This window comes from Lachnospira pectinoschiza, assembly GCF_020564355.1.
In the GTDB taxonomy this organism is placed as follows: domain Bacteria; phylum Bacillota; class Clostridia; order Lachnospirales; family Lachnospiraceae; genus Lachnospira; species Lachnospira intestinalis.
Genome location: NZ_JAJCRR010000001.1, coordinates 534,500 through 556,569, shown reverse-complemented (window position 1 = coordinate 556,569; position 22,070 = coordinate 534,500). Strand labels below are relative to the sequence as shown.

At 39.8% G+C, this 22,070-nt stretch carries 22 protein-coding genes and 1 CRISPR repeat array; of the genes, 3 read left to right on the top strand and 19 right to left on the bottom strand.

Annotation, left to right across the window (positions count from 1 at the left end):
* Window positions 1-42 precede the first annotated feature (42 nt).
* Genes ruvB through LI288_RS02620 form a run of 3 tightly spaced genes read right to left on the bottom strand, consistent with a single transcriptional unit; the run spans window position 43 to window position 3,001 of the window.
* Window positions 43-1,041, bottom strand: coding sequence for a Holliday junction branch migration DNA helicase RuvB (ruvB, locus tag LI288_RS02630; protein ID WP_022432259.1), 999 nt, complete (start codon window positions 1,039-1,041; stop codon window positions 43-45).
* A gap of 12 nt (window positions 1,042-1,053) precedes the next feature.
* The gene (ruvA, locus tag LI288_RS02625) at window positions 1,054-1,662 is read right to left on the bottom strand and encodes a Holliday junction branch migration protein RuvA (RefSeq protein WP_227089345.1); all 609 of its coding nucleotides are present in this window, start codon (window positions 1,660-1,662) and stop codon (window positions 1,054-1,056) included.
* A gap of 19 nt (window positions 1,663-1,681) precedes the next feature.
* Window positions 1,682-3,001, bottom strand: a complete 1,320-nt coding sequence (locus LI288_RS02620) for an ATP-binding protein (RefSeq protein WP_227089344.1) — start codon at window positions 2,999-3,001, stop codon at window positions 1,682-1,684.
* 241 nt (window positions 3,002-3,242) lie between these two features.
* Here LI288_RS02620 and LI288_RS02615 point away from each other — a divergent pair, with 241 nt between their 5' ends.
* Window positions 3,243-4,541, top strand: a complete 1,299-nt coding sequence (locus LI288_RS02615; protein WP_022432262.1) for a glycosyltransferase family 2 protein — start codon at window positions 3,243-3,245, stop codon at window positions 4,539-4,541.
* Between the two features lie 204 nt (window positions 4,542-4,745).
* On the opposite strand, the gene LI288_RS02610 is transcribed toward LI288_RS02615, so the two are convergent.
* The 7 genes from LI288_RS02610 to LI288_RS02580 all read right to left on the bottom strand — a co-directional run bounded on the left by LI288_RS02610 (window position 4,746) and on the right by LI288_RS02580 (window position 9,118).
* Window positions 4,746-5,276, bottom strand: coding sequence for a Gx transporter family protein (locus LI288_RS02610; RefSeq protein ID WP_227089343.1), 531 nt, complete (start codon window positions 5,274-5,276; stop codon window positions 4,746-4,748).
* A gap of 17 nt (window positions 5,277-5,293) precedes the next feature.
* Window positions 5,294-5,704 carry a NusG domain II-containing protein gene (locus LI288_RS02605; protein ID WP_227089342.1) on the bottom strand — a complete coding sequence of 137 codons (411 nt, stop codon included), beginning with the start codon at window positions 5,702-5,704 and terminating at the stop codon, window positions 5,294-5,296.
* 100 nt (window positions 5,705-5,804) lie between these two features.
* Window positions 5,805-6,827 carry a GTPase family protein gene (locus tag LI288_RS02600; protein ID WP_227089341.1) on the bottom strand — a complete coding sequence of 341 codons (1,023 nt, stop codon included), beginning with the start codon at window positions 6,825-6,827 and terminating at the stop codon, window positions 5,805-5,807.
* A gap of 12 nt (window positions 6,828-6,839) precedes the next feature.
* Complete coding sequence (locus LI288_RS02595; RefSeq protein ID WP_227089340.1) at window positions 6,840-6,983, bottom strand: hypothetical protein; 144 nt, start codon at window positions 6,981-6,983, stop codon at window positions 6,840-6,842.
* 92 nt (window positions 6,984-7,075) lie between these two features.
* The gene (locus tag LI288_RS02590; protein WP_227089339.1) at window positions 7,076-7,759 is read right to left on the bottom strand and encodes a GTPase family protein; all 684 of its coding nucleotides are present in this window, start codon (window positions 7,757-7,759) and stop codon (window positions 7,076-7,078) included.
* Window positions 7,760-7,768: 9 nt separating this feature from the next.
* The gene (locus LI288_RS02585) at window positions 7,769-8,758 is read right to left on the bottom strand and encodes a GTPase family protein (protein ID WP_227089338.1); all 990 of its coding nucleotides are present in this window, start codon (window positions 8,756-8,758) and stop codon (window positions 7,769-7,771) included.
* Window positions 8,759-8,839: 81 nt separating this feature from the next.
* Window positions 8,840-9,118 (bottom strand): hypothetical protein, encoded by a 279-nt coding sequence (locus LI288_RS02580; protein WP_227089337.1) that lies wholly within the window; start codon window positions 9,116-9,118, stop codon window positions 8,840-8,842.
* Window positions 9,119-9,296: 178 nt separating this feature from the next.
* Between LI288_RS02580 and LI288_RS02575 the strand changes: the two genes are divergently transcribed.
* Window positions 9,297-10,565 carry a WYL domain-containing protein gene (locus LI288_RS02575; RefSeq protein ID WP_227089336.1) on the top strand — a complete coding sequence of 423 codons (1,269 nt, stop codon included), beginning with the start codon at window positions 9,297-9,299 and terminating at the stop codon, window positions 10,563-10,565.
* Window positions 10,552-11,685, top strand: coding sequence for a WYL domain-containing protein (locus LI288_RS02570; RefSeq protein ID WP_227089335.1), 1,134 nt, complete (start codon window positions 10,552-10,554; stop codon window positions 11,683-11,685). Before LI288_RS02575 ends, LI288_RS02570 begins: the two co-directional genes overlap by 14 nt.
* Window positions 11,686-11,700: 15 nt before the next feature.
* Here the strand turns inward: LI288_RS02570 and cas2 are convergent, their stop codons facing one another.
* The 9 genes from cas2 to LI288_RS02525 all read right to left on the bottom strand — a co-directional run bounded on the left by cas2 (window position 11,701) and on the right by LI288_RS02525 (window position 22,067).
* Window positions 11,701-12,018: a CRISPR-associated endonuclease Cas2 gene (cas2, locus tag LI288_RS02565; protein ID WP_227089334.1), complete on the bottom strand. Its 318-nt coding sequence runs from the start codon at window positions 12,016-12,018 to the stop codon at window positions 11,701-11,703.
* Between the two features lie 58 nt (window positions 12,019-12,076).
* A CRISPR array of direct repeats spans window positions 12,077-12,677; the repeat unit is 36 nt; unit sequence GTTTCAATCCCCTTCGGGGTTAATGTCCTTCTAAAC.
* A gap of 210 nt (window positions 12,678-12,887) precedes the next feature.
* On the bottom strand, window positions 12,888-13,889 hold the full coding sequence (cas1, locus tag LI288_RS02560) for a CRISPR-associated endonuclease Cas1 (protein WP_227089333.1): 1,002 nt from the start codon (window positions 13,887-13,889) through the stop codon (window positions 12,888-12,890).
* 40 nt (window positions 13,890-13,929) lie between these two features.
* Window positions 13,930-15,309, bottom strand: a complete 1,380-nt coding sequence (locus tag LI288_RS02555; RefSeq protein WP_227089332.1) for a TIGR03986 family type III CRISPR-associated RAMP protein — start codon at window positions 15,307-15,309, stop codon at window positions 13,930-13,932.
* Complete coding sequence (locus LI288_RS02550; protein WP_227089331.1) at window positions 15,306-15,761, bottom strand: hypothetical protein; 456 nt, start codon at window positions 15,759-15,761, stop codon at window positions 15,306-15,308. Before LI288_RS02550 ends, LI288_RS02555 begins: the two co-directional genes overlap by 4 nt.
* Window positions 15,762-17,141 carry an RAMP superfamily CRISPR-associated protein gene (locus LI288_RS02545; protein ID WP_227089330.1) on the bottom strand — a complete coding sequence of 460 codons (1,380 nt, stop codon included), beginning with the start codon at window positions 17,139-17,141 and terminating at the stop codon, window positions 15,762-15,764.
* A complete protein-coding gene (locus tag LI288_RS02540) occupies window positions 17,131-19,305 on the bottom strand; it encodes an RAMP superfamily CRISPR-associated protein (RefSeq protein WP_227089329.1) in 2,175 nt (724 codons plus the stop codon). The genes LI288_RS02545 and LI288_RS02540 overlap by 11 nt, the downstream gene beginning before the upstream one ends.
* A complete protein-coding gene (locus LI288_RS02535; RefSeq protein WP_227089328.1) occupies window positions 19,298-20,920 on the bottom strand; it encodes a Cas10/Cmr2 second palm domain-containing protein in 1,623 nt (540 codons plus the stop codon). Before LI288_RS02535 ends, LI288_RS02540 begins: the two co-directional genes overlap by 8 nt.
* 14 nt (window positions 20,921-20,934) lie before the next feature.
* Window positions 20,935-21,669: a CRISPR-associated endoribonuclease Cas6 gene (gene cas6 / locus LI288_RS02530; protein WP_227089327.1), complete on the bottom strand. Its 735-nt coding sequence runs from the start codon at window positions 21,667-21,669 to the stop codon at window positions 20,935-20,937.
* Between the two features lie 38 nt (window positions 21,670-21,707).
* On the bottom strand, window positions 21,708-22,067 hold the full coding sequence (locus LI288_RS02525; RefSeq protein ID WP_227089326.1) for a hypothetical protein: 360 nt from the start codon (window positions 22,065-22,067) through the stop codon (window positions 21,708-21,710).
* Window positions 22,068-22,070 lie beyond the last annotated feature (3 nt).

Below are 22,070 nucleotides of genomic sequence, written 5' to 3'. Positions count from 1 at the left end.
TCATGCGGCACGGCTCATTGCTTACGCACATTATACCATAGGTTATTGAATTTGTTCAACACCTAGATTTGCATAGGCGGCGGGGGTGGCTACTCGGCCGCGGGGGGTGCGGTTGATGAAGCCGTTCTGTATCAGGTATGGTTCGTAGACGTCTTCTAAGGTGCCTGAATCTTCACCGATGGATGCTGCCAGTGTTTCTATGCCTACAGGGCCGCCTCCGAATTTGCCGATTATGGTCTGCAATATCAGTCTGTCGTTTCTGTCCAGTCCGTCTTTGTCCACGTCCAGCAGATTTAATGCGTAGTCGGCAACTTCGCCTGTGATTCTGCCGTCGTATTTGACCTGTGCAAAATCACGTACACGCTTTAACAGGCGGTTGGCAAGACGCGGTGTTCCCCTGGAACGCCTTGCAAGTTCGTGCGCGCCCTTTGTATCAATGTCAACATTTAACACACTTGCCGAGCGGATAATAATTGTTTCCAGTTCTTTTACGGAATAAAATTCCAAATGACTGACTACCCCGAAACGGTCACGAAGCGGTGCAGAAAGAAGTCCCGCTCTCGTTGTCGCCCCGACCAGTGTAAATTTCGGAAGTTCTAACCGGATTGAACGCGCCGTAGCACCTTTTCCTATCATAATGTCGATTTCATAATCTTCCATTGCAGGGTATAAAACTTCCTCTACCTGCCGGTTTAAACGGTGGATTTCATCGACAAACAGGACATCGCCTTCCTGTAAGTTATTTAAAATTGCCGCCATTTCACCCGGCTTTTCGATTGCCGGTCCGGAAGTCACTTTTAAATGGGTTCCCATTTCATTTGCAATAATACCGGCAAGTGTCGTCTTACCCAGTCCCGGCGGACCGTAAAACAGCACATGGTCTAACGAATCGCCACGTTCCTTTGCGGCTTCGATATAGACCTTTAAATTCCGCTTGACTTTTTCCTGCCCGATATAATCTTCCAGTGAAAGGGGTCTTAAATTATTTTCAATTTTAACATCTTCTTCCACCAGTTCTGTGGAAATCATTCTTTTTTCCATATTTTTATTTCCTTAAATCAACTTTTTCAAGGCTTCCTTTAAAATCTGTTCCGAATCTTTTTCTTCGGCATTTTCAACCTGCTGTACCGCCTTCATCGCCTGCGCGCTCGCATATCCCAGCGCCACAAGTGCTTCTACCGCCTCATTCTTTGCAAGCAGTACATCATTTTCAGACGATACTTTTTCTTTATTGGCAAGTGCCGTTTCAAAGACTTCGGCAAGTTTTAATTTATCCTTTAATTCGATAATCAGCCGCTTTGCCGTCTTTGCGCCAATACCCGGTGCGGAAGAAATCGTCTTGACATCTTCTGAAAGCACCGCAAAACGCAAATCATCCGGTCCAATCGTTGAAAGAATCGCCAGCGCGCCTTTCGGTCCGATACCGCTGACATTCAGCAGTAATTTAAACACTGATAAATCGTCCCGGCTTAAAAACCCGAATAAATTCATCGCATCTTCTTTGACATATAAATATGTATAAATCCGTACCGGACTGCCAACGGACGGCAGGCGGTCAAGCACCGAACCCGGTACGCGGATATTGTATCCGATGCCGTTTGTTTCCACAACGACCGTATCTTCAAAAACCTCGGTTAGTTCTCCTTTTATATATGAAATCATTTTTCACTCCGTTATTTTCTTAGTTCTGTGATGCCGGTTCATTTCCCAGACAATGATTGATAAACTGCTGTGCGGTTCTGCCGGAAATACCGCCATGGCTTAATTCCCACTTGTTTGCTTCTGCACACAGTTCTTCTTCGGTCATGGTAAGGCCGTTCTTCTTTGCCAGATTGACAACAATATTAAAGTATTCCTTCTGTGACGGCTTTGAATAATTAATCTGACAGCCAAAACGGTTGACTAAGGATAATTTTTCCTCGATGGTATCGGAACGATGCAGTCCGTTTGCAGATTCCATATCGCTTCTGTCGTTCCATGTTTCCTTAATCAGATGTCTTCTGTTAGAAGTTGCATAGATTAAAATGTTGTCCGGCTTTGTTTCCACGCCGCCCTCGATAACTGCCTTTAAGAACTTGTATTCGATTTCAAATTCTTCAAAAGAAAGGTCGTCCATATAAATAATGAACTTATAGTTTCTGTTCTTAATGTCTGCAATGACGGTCGATAAATCCTTAAACTGGTGCTTGTAAATCTCAATCATGCGCAGACCCTGGTCGTAGTATTCATTGACAATCGCCTTGATACTCGTTGATTTACCCGTACCGCTGTCGCCAAATAACAGCGCATTGTTGGCTTTTCTGCCCTGTACAAAAGCTTCTGTATTTTCAACAAGCTTCTTTTTCTGGATTTCATAACCGATTAAGTCATCTAACATAACCTTGTCCATATTGTTAATCGGGTGGAACGTTACTTTGCCGTTGTCACTGCCTGTAATGCGGAATGCCTTATTTAAACCAAACATACCGACACCGTAAGCTCTGTAAAATTCCGTAACATGCGCAAAAAATTCATCGACATCCTTTGCTGCCGCAAGCTTTTCACTTAATGCCTGTACCTTTTCAGACACATTTTTATTGTACATCAGTTCTTTTTTGACAATCGCCTTATAATCGGAAATAACCGAAAAGCAGTTAATGCCAAGCTGGGCTTCAATTTTAGAAAAATCATAGTGGAACAGGTTCATAAACACCTGAAAATCATTTTTTGCAAATGCATTGACACTGCCGTCATTTGCACCAACCTTTTCACAGGTAATGCTGAACGGATTCTCATTGGTAATTAAAATAAAGGTCAGATAATTATGCCACAGATTTTTGTCAAAGCCATAATCCGTTGCCACTTCTAACAATCTCTTAATCTGCGTATAAATATCCTGTGTCAGCTGCGCATCGGAAGACTCCTGCATTTCAAATCTTCTGAAAATATCCGCAAATTTATATAAAATACAATCCTGGTCCATATTGCCATACATAATTAACTTTGAAATTTCCTGATACATCTTTTTCACCCTTCTACCTTTCTGAATCATACTTATTATATAATAAAGGAATGAGATTATTTGTCAAATCTTTTTGCACCGTAATTCAAAAAACGGATTAAAATTAAATAAAAAAAGCCAATAATGATTGACACCTTTGAAATTAATGATATAATCTGAAAAGAACTTTACATAAGGTCATAAGGTTCTTTTTGAATTTTGACTGATATTTCATTTCTTGAAAATGGAGAGGATAAATGGAATGAGAACAATAAATACTATCAACTCTATCTTATATATAGCGTTGACTGTACTGTATTTTTACCAGTTTATTTACATTGTAATCGCACTCATTGGCGACAAAAAAAAGAAACTGGACACTTACGAAGCAAAGAAGCTTCACAAATTTGCCTTTATTATAGCGGCGCGGAATGAGCAGGCAGTAATCGGCAATCTGATTAACAGTATTAAACAGCAGAATTATCCTGCGGAGTTAATCGATGTGATTGTTGTGGCAGATAATTGTACAGATGATACGGCACAGATTGCACGGGAGCATGGCGCAATCTGCTATGAACGATTTAACAATATGCTCGTCGGAAAGGGATATGCCCTGGACTACTGCTTCAACAAGATTGTGGAGCAATTCGGTGATTATACGGCTTATGATGGCTACTTCATCTTTGATGCCGACAATGTCATTGATAAAAATTATGTCAAAGAAATGAATAAGGTTTTTGACCGTGGCTATAATGTCATTACCAGTTACAGAAATTCAAAAAATTATGATACCAACTGGATTACTTCCGGTTATTCCCTCTGGTTTATCCGTGAGGCAAAATACCTGAATAATCCGCGTATGATGTTAAAAACAAGCTGTGCCGTTTCCGGTACCGGATTTTTGGTAAACAGCTCAATTATCAAGAAAAACAACGGCTGGAAGTTCAACCTGTTAACAGAAGATATTCAGTTTTCTGTTGTGAACATTCTGGAAGGTGAAAAAATCGGCTACTGCGAAAGCGCCATGTTCTACGATGAACAGCCGACAACCTTTAAGCAGTCATGGAATCAGCGTATGCGCTGGTCAAAGGGATTTTATCAGGTAATGTTCCGCTACGGCAGGGAACTGATTGCAATGATGTTTAAAAAGCGGGAAATGTTCGTATCCTGCTACGATATGTTTATGACCCTTGCCCCTGCTACACTGCTTTCAATCGGATGTATTTTACTGAATCTGATTTTCCTTGCATACGGTGCAACGGACGTACATATGTTACGAAGGATTCTGCCGGGAACATTAGGCTCTATTGCTTTTGCAGGTGTAAACTTCTATCTGCTGATGTTCTCAATTGGATTTATTACTTTAGTAACCGAATGGAATAAGATTTTAGCTCCTGCGAATAAAAAGATTAAATCCTTATTTACGTTTCCGCTGTTTATGATTACCTACGTACCGATTTCTCTCGTTGCGCTGGTAAAGAAAGTCGAATGGAAACCGATTGCCCACAGCATTTCAAAATCTGTTGAAGAAATTGAATTGCAGCAGCAGGCGAATAAATAGAAACTTAAAAACCACCGATATTTGTATCTGAGTTTTTCTCAGAATAAGTACCGGTGGTTTTTTGTATAATGATATATAAATAAGATGTTTATAAATGATTTTAGTGTCTTAACAAATACTAAACAGATGCTTTTTCGTCCAGAGCTTTGACTGTTTCACGTGCAGTTTCATTTCGCATTTCTTCCATTGCTCTACACATACGCTTTATTCCTCACCAACCACCGGATATACGCGCTGTGTCACATAACCGCCCATTAATCCGATAATAATGCCTGTTACAATACCAAAGATTAAAAGTACCGGCAGATAATAATAAATCGCCGTAGTATCCATTAAAAAGACTGCCGCCGTAATCTGACCGACATTGTGGAAGACACCGCCTGCCACACTCACACCGACAATGGAAAAATGTCCGCTTTTCTTTAAAATCACCATAACCAAAAGACTTAACATTCCCCCTGCCATACTAAACAGAAAACTGTTAAAATTGCCAAATAACACCGCCGTCAGCGTAATCCGCAGCAGATTGACAAGCAGTGCCTGTCCGCTTCCAAGCAGATACAATACCGATATAATGGCAATATTGGCAATTCCCAGCTTCACGCCCGGAACCGGCAGCGGAATCGGTATCAGGGACTCTATATATGAAAATATCATTGCAAGCGCCGTTAAAATACCGCCCAGTGCGATTTTTTTCGTTCTTCCTGTATTCTTGTTTTTCTTTCTTCTTCTCATTTTCTTCTCCGTTTCCGCTACTGCACAACCGCATCAAATGTATCTGTCGTTCCTGTGATCTCTACGACAACGCGGTGCGGCAGGCACACAATGGTTTCACCCGTCTTATGAATCGTTCCTGTATGCACACACAGCTTGTCCGGACAGTCTGCATCAGACATATACACTGCATTATCCTGTATTACAATATGATTCATACCGCCCTGATACCCTGATACATCAAATTCCGTATCATTCTTTAATGCAAGCTGTTTTACCACATTGCCGTCTACTTTTATCACAACGGTTTCACCCTGCTTTTTGACACCGAACTGTATCCAGGCAAGCAGCCCTGCGGTAATAATAAGCAGTACCGCAACCAGATAAAAATCCGCAGATTTTAACCCCAGCCGGTTCTTTCTTTTTACTGTTTCTACTGTAAATTTCATTGGTTTTACTCCTGATTTGACTTTTTATATACTTAAAAATCCCTGTCTATTTTAGCATAAACAGACAGGGATTGTATACAGGGAATTTGTTTTTAGCTACTTACCATAATGAGAAAAAGTCTTTAATACCGTCAATAATACCACCTCCTATACCTTTTACAACACCGGCTGCTCCGCCGACTACAGTTCCGATAACACGCCCTACGGTTTCTCCTGCCGGTCCGAAAACCTCTCCTATTTCACCTCCGATATCTGCACCTTCCGATGCGCTGTCCATAACTGACTGCAGGATTGTCCTTTTCGTTTCTTTTGCATAATCGATTAACTCATCATCATCCTTCCACATATTTTCATCCTGATTAATGTTGTTAACATAGACTGCTCTTTTTTCTGCCGGTGTGGCTTTGACAATATAGTACAGCAGTTTTGATAAATTATACGGGCGGCTCTGTTCTTCTCCTTCCTCTTTATATCCCGCACTGTAATAAATCGGTGTTACATTCACGCCTGTTCCTTCAAAAATTCTGTTTTTCACCGAAGCTGCTTTTTTATCCAGAAATTCTTTTAACGTATTGTTTGGCTCATTTTTGTCATAATCCCAGTTTCTGCCTTTCATTGCCATATCTGCCTGATTTAATGCAACTAAAATTCTTCCCTCCTTGTCTGCTCCTAAATTCGGAATAATCACATTGTTAATCAGTTCGTAAGACGTTCCTAAATCTCTTGTGCCGCTGTCTAAAATTACCAATACCAAGTCAATCAGCGCATTGCCCTGCGCATCTACCTCTGCCAGTTTGTGTATAATATTTTTTGCATGTCTGTTATCTGCTTCCTTTCCATCCCCCAGACCCGGAGTGTCCCATAAAATCAAGTTGTCCAGTTCATATTTTTCAATTTCCATCGTTTCAGGGTCTACCCCTACTCCGACTTTTGCAACTTCCGTATCAAATAAAGCATTAATGGTTGAACTCTTTCCGCAGCCCGTTGCGCCGGTAATCATAATGTTAATCTTGTTTTCTTTCAATCTCATTACATTTTTTAACAGTTTGCTCTTTTCGTTTTCATTGATGTCTGCATTCATAATGTCGTTTTCCATGTTCTCAAAAATATTTGTCTTTCTCATACCTTTTTCCTCCTAAAATCCACCATGATTCCAAATACTACTTTCACTTACGCCAAATCGCTGTGCAACTCTTGATACTGCCGTCTGTTTATCCGCTCCTTCCGCTATAAGCTCCAATATTGCAATAATGATTTTTATCCACTGTACCATTGCCATTTCACATTCCTCCATTCTGTACTCTGTGAATTGCTTTTCATATCTTCCTTACACTGTTATTATGCTCTTTCTTATTTCGCAGTTTTTGTACATCACATTTTAAGCTGCCTCCTCTCCCTTGGAATATTATCAATTATCATATCCAACAGTTTTTCAACATTGTAATTCCTTTCCGCCGAGTAGTATACCGGCTTTACTACATTTACTCCTGTCGCCTCCCTGATACGTGACTGTACAGACGCTGCCTTTTGCTCTAAAAATTCATGTAATACATTGTCCGGACAATCCCATGTTTCGTTCCAGTGTCTTCCCTTCATCGCAACATCTGCCTGGTTAATGGCAATCAGAATCCGGTCGGTCTGGATATTCGGAACAATTACTTCATTTAACAGTTTATATGTAGTGCCTAAATCTCTCCCTGAGCCGTCCAGTATTACCAGTACTGTATCTATCAGCCCATACTGTTTATCACTTATCGTACACTCCCTGTATAAAACATTTACCAATTCCTTCGCATATCCCTTATCTTTATAAACGTTATCTCCAAGTCCGGGTGTGTCCCAAAAACGCATCAGGTTATTTAACCGGACAGAATTGACAGACATGGTTTCCGGCTCACCCTCATTTCCCACTTTTGCCACCTCCCGCTGAAACAGCGTATTTAACGTGGAAGACTTTCCTGCCCCGGTTCCACCGACAACCAACACATCCAACGGTCTTAAACCTGCTATTCTTAAATTTTCATCAATATCTGCCATTCTATATACACTATTCATACGAACCTCCTAAAGAAATGAAAGTACATCACAAATTGCTCCGCCAATACCTCCAACAATTGTACCTACAACTTTTCCAACCTTTCTGCCTATCGGTCCAAACACGCCTCCTATCTGTTCACCAATTTTCGCGCCTGCCGAAGCGCCTTTGATAACCGACATTACAATGGTATTTCTCGTTTCTTCTCCATAATCCAGTAATTCATCATCATCCTTCCACATATTTTCATCCTGATTCAACGTTGTTACATAGACCGCTCTTTTTTCTTCCGGTGTTGCCTTTACAATGTAGTAGAGCAGTTTTGACAAATTATACGGGCGGTTCTGCAGTTCTCCTTCCTCTTTAAAGCCCGCACTGTAATAAATCGGATTTACTTTTACACCTGTTGCCTCATAAATTCTGTTCTTCACCGATTCCGCCTTTTCATCCAGAAATGCTTTCAGACGGCTATTTGGCTCATTTTTATCATAATCCCAGTTTCTGCCCTTCATTGCCATATCCGCCTGGTTGATTGCTACTAAAATTCTGTTTTCATTACCGCTCCCCAGATTCGGAATAATCACATTATTAATCAGTTCATAAGACGTGCCTAAATCCCTTGTACTTCCGTCCAGAATCACCAATACCAGATCAATCAGCGCTTTGCCCTGCGCATCTACCTCTGCCAGCTTGTGAATAATATTTTTTGCATGTCTGTTATCTGCTTCCTTTCCATCACCTAAGCCCGGCGTGTCCCACAAAATCAGGTTGTCCAGTTCATACTTTTTAATTTCCATCGTTTCAGGGTCTGTCCCTACGCCCACCTTCGCAATCTCTGTATCAAACAGGGCATTAATTGTCGAACTTTTTCCGCAGCCTGTCGCACCGACGATCATAATGTTCATCTTTTCATTTTTTAAATTCATAATGTTTCTAAGCATTCTGCGCTTTGTTTCTTCATTCAGTTCTGTGTTCATTACATCGTTTTCTATTGTTTCATAAATCTTTTCCTTTTCCATAACTTTTCCTCCAAATGAACCCGTCGTTTGCTATGCTTTTATTCTATTCTTTACTGTTTCGCATTTTTTGTACAACTCGTGTCATGCTGCTTTTAAATCAAAATACTCTACAAAGTACGGCATCATAAAATTCATATGTCCAGCAAGCTTCATTACCGCCCTGTTTCTGCTTCTGGTATGTAACAGACTGTTCACCGGAACACCGGCTCTGCAAATACTGTAACACTGTGCCGAAAAATTTCTCGTAAACATATAACACTCTGTCTTATCCGGCAGCTGCATATAATAATCTAACTTTCCTTTCTTTGCTGAGTTTCTTGCTACGACAAAAATATTGTTTTCCACTTTCACTTTTTTCATTGTTTTTTCCTCCTAAAATTTCTTTGTTCACTTTATTTTTCATTGTTTCCAACCGATAAACACAGTATAAGCACTTGTATTTCGCATTTTTTGTACAACTCATACCGCTGTCCGACTGTTTCTTTCCGGACGAAAGCAGACAATAACGATAAAATACATTTAAGAAACGGGGATTCCTATGTCAAAAAAGACTTTAAACGCCATGAAAACATTGCAGGAAGCATTTGAGAAAAATAAAGAACTGACTATCCCACAGATGATGACACTTTTAAACTGCAACCGCATTTCCGTCAACAATTACATTCACAGACTGGAAGATGCCGGTATTGAATTTCAGAAACGCTGTGAAAACCGCCTGACCTATTACTCTGTCCGGCATTCTTCCGAAGAAAGCAGCTATGAACCGCTTACATTGGATATTCTCAGAAAATATCAGATTGTACGGGAGCTTCAGGCAAAACCTGTTCCAAAGGAATCCTTTGCCGGAAAATTTACGCTTATTTCCGGCACCGGCGATGAAAATCCTGACAGAACACCGCTTGATGTCGGTCAGACCAAATTTTATGAACTGATTAAAGAATTAAAAGAAGACGGCGACATTGAATTTAATACCGGCAATGGGACATACCGGCTTACCGGAAAAAATATTCCGCTTAATATCACCTGTAATGAGGACTTTATATCCAATCTGAATACCGATTTATCCAATATTCCGAGTGGTACACCTTACTTTGACGAATTAAAATCACTCTATGCCAAAACCAATATCCTGCTTGGCAACCTTGATGACCAGCTTCCGTCTTTGAAAAACTATCTCATTTACGGAAAACGATATGACGGTTTACAGACACTTGCTGATACCTTAAAAATTATTACATCCTGTGATTACAAACACAAGCTGCTTAAAATCCGCTATCATTCACGAACAGAAGGTATACAGACGCTGGATTTTGCTGTTGGCATAATGATCTATAATGTAGAAAAAGACCAGGTTTATCTGATTGGTGATGTTTACTCTGAAAAAACTACAAATACATCTTTGCGCCACCGCATTTTAAATCTGAAACGCATTGAAGCCGCAGAAGAAGAAATCTTTGAAAATCCATGCTATCATGATACTGTTTTTCTGGAAATGTTTCAAAATATGTTCAGTATATCAATTGATAAGCCTTATGACGTCACGATTGAATTTGATAATTTCGGAAACATTGAGCAAAAAATCAATTCGTTAAAAAAACAGCGCCCGAATGCTTCGATTGAACGAAACAACGGAAAATTTATTTACAAAGACAAAGTCAGCGGACTGGATGATTTTGCTTCTTATCTGCGCCGCTTCGGCTTTGGAGTGCGTGTTCTTGAACCTGAAGAACTAAGAGATAAAATGCGTTACTCCGTCACTGAAACACAACGACTTTATCAGGAGGAAACAAACCATGAATTATCATAACCCATATGCCCGTATTCAGGAATATTTTGCACTGCTGTCCGCCAACGACTCCGATAACGGCAAATCTATGCAGCAGATTTGCGAAAGCAAACAAATTCCGGTCAAAATTGTACGAAATGATTTTTTAACAATTTTTCAATGGCAGCGCAGTATGAACCTTGTTAAAAACAGTGATAAAAATGAACTTGCCGTTCTTTTTAATGATGAAAGTCCCAAATATCAGAAAATCTGTGATACATACGCGCTCGATGAATTATATGATAATTATATGGATGCCGTTCCCGGCAATGATTCAATCCAGAAATTTGAACAATTCATCACAGACGGTATCCTCGATGCCGTTCCAATCATTTTTTACGATACTGACACTCCAAATACCTGGACACTGCCCCTTACTCCTGACGAAGCCGCCGCTTTACAGTCCTTTTATTCCGATGAAACGGATTCCCTGTCTATATTCGACCGTTTGAAGAAAACTTATGCCGATACTTATGCAATAAAAGACAGCTATCTTTATACGCACAATTATAATAATTCTTTAAATGATTTACTGTGTAAAATCAATACTGCCATTGATTTTCACAACTGCTTATATATGAAATATTACAGCCGGCGGGAAAAAATGGTTTTACGTTTTATCTTCCGTCCTGTCAAAATCGTTTACGATGCAGATGAAAATCTCTACAGTGTACTTTCTATCCGTAATGACTGCAATATTCTTTTAGTACACCGCCTAGACTGTATCATTTCATTGGAAACAACAGATAAAACCATTCACAACAGTATGGAAACCAAACTCATTGACCATATGAACCAAATTGCGCCAAATGTATGGGGAAATAACTTTTCATGCACTTCCGATCAAACTGCCGATGTAAAAGTAAAATTTTTCAATGCTGCAAATGTACATGAGAAAGTCAAAAAACAGCTTGCCTGCCGTACAAATGGAAAACTGACTGAAAAAGACGGCTGTCTTTATTATGAAGATAAAGTTTACGGTCTAAGCCGCTTCCGCTCATGGATTTATGGATACGGCAGAGCCGCTGTTGTATTGAAACCGGAATCCCTTAGAAAGGATATTATAGACTCCCTTAAAAAGCGGGTGGGTTATTATGAATAGTGTCATTTTTATAAATTAAACAACAATTGATTTTGGCAGTCTTTCTACCTTGTCATTACCATATATAACAACTTCGCTGCTTCCCCTGATTTTATAAATTCTCACACTGTCTTTATCACTTCCATAGACTGCCAGCTCTTTTACCAGCTTGTCATACTTATTCTCTTTTATAATGCCTTCAAAGGCTGATTTCTGCACACGAAATCCATATCTTTGCAAATGTTTTGCCAGTTTGGTCCGTTTTTTATTATTCTCAATATCATAAATAATCAGCACCAGAATACTATCATCTGCCACTTTTTCATCCACTTTAAAAAAATCTACCAATCCCATATCCCCCTTAGCTGTTCTGTTGTTATAAGTATCAGCTCACTGATAATCAGGTTATAGAGTTTTAATCCCCTTTGGGGTTAGTGTCTTTCTAAACTAGGAAATGACATTGCACTAATAAAAGGCAATGCATGGTTTCAATCCCTTTCGGGGTTAATGTCCTTCTAAACAACACCGGGGACTGCAACACCGGGAACAGGAAGTTTCAATCCCCTTCGGGGTTAGTGTCCTTCTAAACGTAGTAGATACTGATGAGACTATGAATTTTTATAGTTTCAATCCCCTTTGGGGTTAGTGTCCTTCTAAACTATGCGTCCTATGATGAATTTTGACGGTCTTATCAGTTTCAATCCCCTTCGGGGTTAATGTCCTTCTAAACAGATTTCTCAGGAAGAAAAGGATATAAAGTATATGTTTCAATCCCCTTCGGGGTTAATGTCCTTCTAAACTATTTTTCGGCGCAGGATACAATTTGCAATTTAGTTTCAATCCCCTTCGGGGTTAATGTCCTTCTAAACCTCCCAACCGAGGAAGGAAAGGCAATTATTGCCGAGAGTTTCAATCCCCTTCGGGGTTAGTGTCCTTCTAAACTGGAGAGAATTTGTTGATTTTTACAGAATGTATAAGTTTCAATCCCCTTTGGGGTTAGTGTCCTTCTAAACAGCATCTCTGCAATCCCAGTGTTTATGCGGGCTAAAATGGCAGTTTGCGGGGAAGAATGAATTTTGATGATTTCCCTTCTGCAAATTTCATTCAAAATGCCCGCCAGCTCAGTATTCATGCGGTGCGCGGTAAAATTCAATTTTTACCGCAATTTACTTTATTTATTATAAAGGATTTTTATTTAAAATACAACCGCAAATATATAATTTTTACCGAATCCACAACGGCTGATATAGCGAAGCATCCTCCGCTTCTATCGCCTTAATCAGCTGTACTGCCTGCATATCAATCGCATGGCGGAAATCCAGTGGATAATCAATATATGGAAGATACTGTATTTTTGTACTTAACTTCTGCTCCATTCTTTCGATAAAAATACGCACGCCTTCCTTTGTAAAATAAATCCCCGGTTTTCCATCTTCCTGTTCAAAATGCTCCCGCCTTATGATATGCTTATTTACTGCGCTCATTACCGTTGCATCTACAATAACTGCCCTCCATTCTTCAATTAAATCACATGCCAGTGACGGAGACTTTTCTGCATCTCTATGAAAAAAGCCAAAGTATGAATTTAATCCGTGTGTTTCCAGGCTCACCTGTATTTCGCGTAAAAGCATACTATACCCGAAACTTAACATTGAGTTAAATGGGTCTAACGGGGGACGCCTGCTCCTTTTCTCAAAGTAAAAAGCCTCATCCACGCATTTCCCCATGCCTTGAAAATACGCACGTGCCGCTGTTCCTTCATATCCCAGTAATGACTGTCCATCTTCTGCTTCTTTTGCATTTTCACAGCTTACTGCAATCATCTTTTTCTCTGCGGCACAATCTTGATTTTTCGATGCTTCATACCGCTTCAATACCACCCGTTGATTGTGCATTTTTGCCATAATCAGACTGCGTGACAATTCCAGCGCAAATTCTGTATCATACAGACTGCATTGTAATCTCTGCCGCGGTACATTTACATGTGCCGCCGATTCCAGTTTTCCAAAATAAGTGCCGCCTCTTGAAAAGTAAGAAACCGCAATTCCATTTAGCAGGCAATATTCTGTCAATGCCGTTGTAAGCTGTGCCTGTCCAAGAATCACGATTCCTTCTAACTGTTCCAGCGGTATCGATGCAATACACTGCTCCTGTAGTGTTGCCTTACACCGCCCGTCTGACATTCCGACAACAACACCGTAATCATTAATGTATAAAATGCTCATAATCCCTCATATTCCTGTAATCTACACAACTGTTCTAATATTATCTTCTCCCATAAGATGACCTGCCTTTGTTATTTTGTGTTTCAAGCCTATGGCACTTTAAAGTTGCCACATTTGTCGCTGGTGGCAGCTCTTGTTTAATCTTCATTCCTTTATTATCAGTTTTTTCCCGATTATTCTGAAACCATAAATAACCCTCTTCAAGGATTTCATCCTCCATTTGCTCTTCTTCTCTCGGATAACTGATCATAATTGAATCCGGAACTGCATGATAATTACACATATTTAAAAATACACGTCTGCCTGTATTACTAAAACCATTCTCCTCATAGCTTAAACTGCTGTATCTATCTGTAATATTCACTTCTTTATACTCAATTGTATCATCCTGAAGACATACAGTTCTTTCCAGCACTCTGCTAATACTACACTTTACACTGCCCAGCCCCAGCGGTTTTGCAGCCCCCAGTTTGTAACAAATATCTTTTTTCTCAGTGCTGTCAGTATTTCCACCATTTACAATCCAAATCAGTTCCTGAAGCTGTTTTTCTGAAATATCTTCAAAAAATATTTTTCCTTTAAATGTTATTCCGGACTTTACCGGTCTTATTGTCTTGTTCAGATTGGTTGCTTCAACCCCTTCGGTATAATTAAAATTCTGATGATGCCAGTAATACTTTCGTCCTCTCAGTGTTCCCGGCTTTCTGCAGACTTTATCCTTTTTATCAGTATAATAATCATATGTCCAGAAATTGGCTCCATACGGTTTCTTTAAATAAAATGCAACATTTTCCAGTTTAGGACCGCCTAACGTCTGTAATGTTATGATATTATCATAGTAACTTTTTGCGTTTGCCTGCATTTTTTCAGGCAGTAAATCTGCAAATCGAAGTTTAGAAGCTGCTGCCGATGTAATATCTTCACCGATTGTTCCAAATAATGCACATGACGGACATATTTGATTTGCATTTTTACAAGGTGCAAACTCCCCTGCGAGCTTGCCAATGGTATTGACAGGTTCTTCTTTCAAAATACCCGAAACATTTGGAATTTCATTTACCGTCAGACCACTCATACATGAATCCGTAAGGGTTTCATATAAGTTTCTTATCATACCCCGGACTTCACTTCCCGGAATTACCGGCTGATGATACACATCATCATATCGTTGATTTTGTTTTAATAATGTATATGAATAAAAATCATAAGAATAATGTGCTTTTTCCGGATCTGAAAATTTCTTTTCATCTGATATTTTAAACGCTTTATTGGTGCTGGTATTCGGAATAAAAAGCGGTGTTTTAGTTGTAACCGAATATTCAATTACCCCGGTATGTCTATCCATATCTTCATACTGCTTTCTTTTATGCTCCGGCAGTTCTATAAAATTATACGGATTCAAAAATTCATTCTTTTTCATTCTCCTTCACCCCCATTTTCTTCCATCAGTGCAAGACGGTAATTATACATCTCTGCCATTCCGTTGTCATCGTATTTCATATAATTGATGACACGTATCCTGCTTCCAACCTGTTTAAATTTCTTTTCAAGCAGAATATCTTCCACATATTCATCAATGTCATCTTTCTGTGATTCCTCTTTTGTGACCACACATTCTGCTGTTCCTTTTGCAGAACCCGGATATGTACGGTGTGCCGTGCTTTGAACTGCCCGGTATTCACGTTCTGTATCAAATAAATGCAGTTCCAGTATTGTATCTTCTTTTTCCACCTTTACTTTTGACGCAATATATTCTTTTATATCCGTACCGGTACAGTCATATTTTTCAAAAATAACTTCTTTTCTGGTATACATTAACAGACAGCCTTGCTTTGGTGCCTGTCCGATTTGTTCTAAGCTGTAAATGTCCATCTAGCACACCCCTTCCTGTATCATTGCCGCAAGCTGCTTTTTGTAAAGTTCCATATCCTGCTCGCTTATCGTACCGGTAACAGGACCGTTTCCTTCAAAAATGCCGCGGCCGATGGCTGTCTGTCCGCCGACAGATAAATATCCCCTGACAATATCTGCAGCTACAAAAGAAATCATTGCTGCCAGCAACTGATAACAGTTCTCTTTATCTTTTCTGATTTTTATCTCCAGCTGCGTTTCACCGCCAAAATACGCTTTTTCCGTATATAATGCACCGTCTACGGTTGCTGCACTGAAACGGTTAATCTTATTTCTGGTAGTTACAAGCGGAACTGAATTTTTTAATACACTTTCGCCTATTACAATCATGGACTGCTGGGCTGTTTTTTTACCTTTCCCCGCTTTAACGTCAACATGACCAAACCATCCGTTTATCATGCGTTCCGCCGCTTCTTCGGAGCAGTTTAAATCCTTTAATAACTTTTTTGTTCTGCTGCGGACTGCACCCGCCCAGCTTGTCCCCGGTATCACAGGAACACTCTGCTTTTCCTCTCCATTTTCAAATATCTGCTGAATGGTAAGCTGTTCAAAATCCGCTTCTTCCGGTCTGGTTGAATATTTACGGATACTGATTCCACCGGTAAGCTTTAACGGAATGGTAATGGAAACATATTTTTGTGCGCTGACTTCCTGCTTTTCCCAGTCTTTCCAAAGACAGCCCGGTCGTTTTCTTCGTTCTTCTTCTGTTTCACTGCAATAGCAGACCCAGTCCTCAGCATTTTCTTTTCCTGAAGCAAATTCCCACTTATACACCTTGTTGATTCTTAATCGTCCCAACCCGCGGTTTTTCTTAAAGCCAAAGCAGATTGCTCCCTGCTGTACGGCTGACAATAGTTCCCGGATTTCTTCAACTCCGTCTGAATTTTTATCCTGTGCGCGAATGACTTTTTCAATGTGGATAACAGCCTTTCCCGTTTCAACCACTTCATAATCATATTTTGCTCCGGGCATGGCGGTCTTTCTTTCCGTCAGTCCTACGCCGTCACGGACAGAAATACTGTATTTTTTATTCTGGTCATTTTTAATATCAAGTTTTTGAATATACGCATCTGAAATAAACAGTGAACTCATCTTTCCGTTTTCTCCGTCTGCATAGCCAAATACGCAGTCCTTATTTTTGTCCAGTCCTAAGTAATTGCGCATAGCACCGGCTATGGCAGTTCCCGGAATAAAGATTTCACCGGAAGCGTTTTTTAATACATCCGAATCCGTATTTTCCGCTGTACCGTTAGATATTGATAAAGGAGATGCAAGTTCCACATCTGCGGCAATATAAATTCTCTTTACAATGCTATTTACACTATTGTTCTCACTGCTCATCTGGTACGCCCTCCTTCTGTCTTAACCGGTATTTTAACTGAATTAAATACTGTCTTAAATATATCATTTCTATATTTTTGTCATCCTTGTATTCAAAATCAGAAATGTGATACTGTTCCATAAACTTATCCTTAATATCCTTACTGTCACGTTCTACCGCTTCACAAATCTTTTTTGCCTGCTCAAGTTTCTTCTTTTTTTCCTCACTTTTTTCACCATATCGATCTTTGCAAGTACTCTTCACCTCTTCTAACGACTTGCTTTCACTGCACATAATCTGCATATTGCTGACCGTTGCTTTAGAATAGCTGCCGTATTCTTTTTCATGGTCTTTTGCCTTGTGTGCGGCATAGGCATGCAGATATTCATCAAATAAATTACCGGCTACCTCGCCAAGCAGTTCTGTACAAATCTTAATTTCCCCGGCTGTATCCTGACCTTTGACTGCTGACAGCGTTTCCTGTACATACTCGCCATAGTACGCACCTTCCTCACAAACTGCCAGTTCACATTCACCGTATCCTTCTGTATTACGCTCTCCAAGCCAGATTGTACCCACCGGTATATCCACTGCATTTTCTGCCTTAAACTGTATCACCGTTCCCTTGTCAAATGCACCTACTGTTGGTTTTCTAAGCCCCCATGTGACGTTGTATCCTCCGACAAATGTTGTCTTGATGTACCGGCTCTCAACCGAATTTTCCAATATATTCTCATTCTGCCACAATGCTGCCGACAGTTCTTTCACCAGTTCCTTCGCATCTGTTGTATACATCGCCTTTTCGCTGTATAAAATTAAAGGTGCGTTTAATTTAAGATAAAAATTTTTCACGGACTGTATTTCCGGTTTCTTCTGCACCGCTGTCTTTGTCACTGTGATTTCACAATTACCGTATTCTGCAGTTCTGGCATATCCAAATGATGCCTGACTGCTTTTCTTTAACAATTCATAAATTTCCCGGATGAATTCCGGTTCGCCGCTAATAAATCCTTTAAATGTCTGTCCTGCCTTAATTGATGAAATCTGATAAAATTTTGACGATGTACTGTCTACCGCTCTGCCGATAGATTTATCTTCCGGTCTGCTGTGGTGGTATCGTTCTTCCATTTCCACATCATATTTTTGAAGTCTGCCATCTTGTGGCATGCAGACATAACAGTGTTTTATCTGATTGAGCTGTACATTGTCTTCAGTCGATTTGTCCTTTTGACCATTTCTCTCCGGATCAAAAAGTTTGTTTCTATAATGAACTTTATCATTCTTTATCCCATACAGAAACGCAGGAACTTCCGTCAGCCTTTCTCCCTTATGGGACAAATACGCATTTCCAAATATCAGCTGATTATCAGAAAGTGCTGTTAAAAATTTTTCTTTCTGTTCTGCCCCGGTAATCCGGTGTAAAATATGTCCCAGCACCTTTGCCCCTTCAATATAGTCCATTGAACTTTCTTCCTGACCGTGGACAGATTTACAAATTACCGGTGATAATAACCGGATTTCATATTCCAGATAATCCGCATTCTGCTGATATGCTGCACATTTTACAGGATTATTTTTTTCTGCCTGTACTTCCAATGTTGCTTTTATTTCACCAAAACCTCTTGTTCTGGCAATTCCCATATGTTTCAAAACCGCAAGACAGTTTTTCAATTCTTTTTCATACTGCCCATCCATTTCAACTGCCGCATAAAACACCTGCCCTTTATTGGCAACGCGCATAGTACGTAAAGACTGCTCCTGTGCAACGCCTGTTTCATAATCAATTGATGTCTGCGTTCTTACATAACTAAATACCTTTAAAATATTCTGCGGATGACACAGCACCGGACTGGCAGACTGGTTCTGCCGGATTTCCGATACAAAACGCTCTCTGTCTGCGATATAAGCATCCCGGATATGTACCGCTCCCGCTTTGCCTGCCTTTTCACTATCCGAATCATCATTTCCCTGTGCACCGAACATTTCCTGTACACCTATTGGCATACCCCAGTCTTTCAGTTCTAAGGCACATTCCCGCAGACAGCCTTTCAGACGCTTTGCCGGAATGTACGGAAAACCGTATTCGTCATAACAAATATCTGTATCAATCGCACTGTTGTAAATTCCACCGTCCGATACACACATATCACTTAGCAATTCAATTTTAATCCGATAATTACGCATCTGCATTTCCCTCCTGACTCTGTGTGATATACAGGTTATAGTCCATAATTTCTGCCGCATCATACCACAATGCCGTCTGTACGCCGTTAATTTCTTCATACAAGCTGTCTTTTGGAAGCTTCCAGTCCCTTGACTTTAAAAAAGCGTATAAGGTATCCATCTGGTATCTGCCAAGACTGTATGTATTTCGTATATCTTTGACGAAAGAACGCGGCAGATTCTTTTCATCTGAAAATTTTCTGATGTTTTCTTTTAAACTTGTATAATCATTTAATTTTCCGGCATTTTTACTCAATCCGTATTGATGAGTTGTCGGAATGTAGTACGGACGGATTAAAAGATTTTCCCCGGTCGGCGTACTGTATTCTTCCTGTCTGACCTTATCAAGATTTTTACAATGAATATTTTTACAAATCTGAAAGTCTACGTAATTGCCAATACGCTCTCCCTTCGGCTGTAATTTTTCTTTATTTTCATCCTTTTTGGCTTCGCCTTTAGCACTTGCACAGCACGCTTCTGCCACTTCATATGCGGTGTAAAACGGAAAATGGCTTCCGATATATGCAATTCCCGCACAAATACTAAATCCATATTTTTCAATATTTTCCTGTGTGCTTTCTTCACTGACCATCATCAGCCCTGATATCTGCTCACTGTAATAACGGACCGTTTCCAATGCAATATGCGCATTGCAGACATATGTAATATCATCGCCCGCAACAATCACTTTTCTTACAAAACGTTCAATATTTTCGTCCGGAAGCTTTTTATTATATTCTTTTTTCATACTTTCAAAAGTATCATTATATGCTTTTTTAATATTGTGGGAAATCTGACGCATTGTATTAACAGCTTTTACATAATCCGGTTCATGCTCAATCTGTTCCCGGATTCTTAATCCCATATTATTACCGTCAATATGTACCACGGCAATACGGCTGTCTTTTCCACGGTTAATATAATTCTCAAGAAATTTATCCTGTTTTAATTCTTTAATTTTTTCATTTTTCTCATCCAGCTTTATGGCAGTTTCCTTACTGATATCCACGCGGTTCTTATCCGGACTTTCTTCGATTGCAGGATACCCCGTTCTGATTTCTGTCTTCATGATCGGAAGCGCACCTAACGGCTTTGAACCGGCCATTTTCGCCTTTACGTCGTCCATTTTATTACGAAGTTCTTCATAGTCATTATAATATTTATCCGTAACTTTTACACAGGCTGCTGCCAACTGTAATGAATATGTATGTTCTATGATATACTTTGACATTATTTTATTAATATTTTTATATAAATCATCTCCATTATATATTACATACGCATTTCCACCGCCGATATACAAAACCTGTACAGCTTTCTCTGACATTTTAAACGGTTTTACCTCTTCTTCCTCTTCTCCCTTTTCCCATTCCAAATCCGTTTCTTCCGGTTTCAGCTTTAAATTTTTACAGGCTTCATTCAATGCATCCTTTAAAATATCTTCTATAATCAAAGATGCGCCCATCGCATCTTTAATATGTGGTGTCCTATAGATATAATCCTGGATTCCCCTGATATCATACATCGCAAGGACTTTGCCGCCTGACTGACTGTTTGCTGTGTGATTATTCTCCATTGACCTTTTCTCCTTTAATCCAATGCCTTTATTTTAATTTTGCCCATTCCGATACTACACTTAATTCCCAGTCCGGAATACTCCCCGAATACCAGCAGTAACCGTATCATCTGCTGTATTTTTTCGTCACCGCTGATTCGCACTTCAAGACTGCCTACACAGCCTGCTATCTTTTTCCCTTCTAACGGAAAACGCTCCGAATGAATATCGCACTGTGTAACATAAGTTGCTTTTACCATTTGCTCCAACAGTTCCGTATTATCCTCTTTTCTGCCAAAATAAATGTAATTATATTTATTCATCAGATTCTGGTAAATCAGCCTGAAATCCGGCATAAAAACATATCTTCCATTTGATTTAAATGATGTCGGGGTTTCATAGTGAAGCGAAAAATGATTCCATTTTTCGTGCCTGCTTACAGACTGTAACAGTGCTTCTCTGGACACTGCCGTAAGCTTTTTATCGATGATTCTGACATGCAGCTGATGTTTGTGAATATCAAATTCTCTAAACGAATCACTCTTTAACGGTTCAATAATCTGCTGATATGCTTCTTTTGTGACCGTTGTAATCGTCCACACGGTATTACCGTCTTCATGACCGACGGCAATACTATATGGATTGAACCGCTGATTATGCAGATATTCTGCATAATCCGTGTCAATATTCTGCATGAGAACTCCCTGAAGATTAGACGACTGATAATATTCCAGCTGGCTGTCTAAGATTAGTTTCAACCTTGCTAACATATGTTCCCCTCACTTTCTTTTATCCCTCTGATTCCGTTTTAATACTCCATAAATCCGGCAAAATGGAATTCACTCTTTTTTACCGGAATTCCTTCGGAATTAACGCTTTCTACCACAATCCGTTCACTTCTGCCCGCAACCACTTTGATTCCTGCCGCTTTAAGCTTTGTTGCCAGCCGAAATGTGAATATAAATTCTCCCTGCAACATTACCACCGGATTGTGATATTCCATCACCTTGTTAAAATATTTCTCCACAAGCCTGTCTATTTCCACGCTGTCAGCGTATGGACTGATATTCGGAAACGGAAGGTCAATCAGTTCTCCGTACTTTACTGCTTCCTCTTTCTGCTTCGGGCTCCAGTTTTGCAACGCATGATTCGATAAATTAATGAACATCTT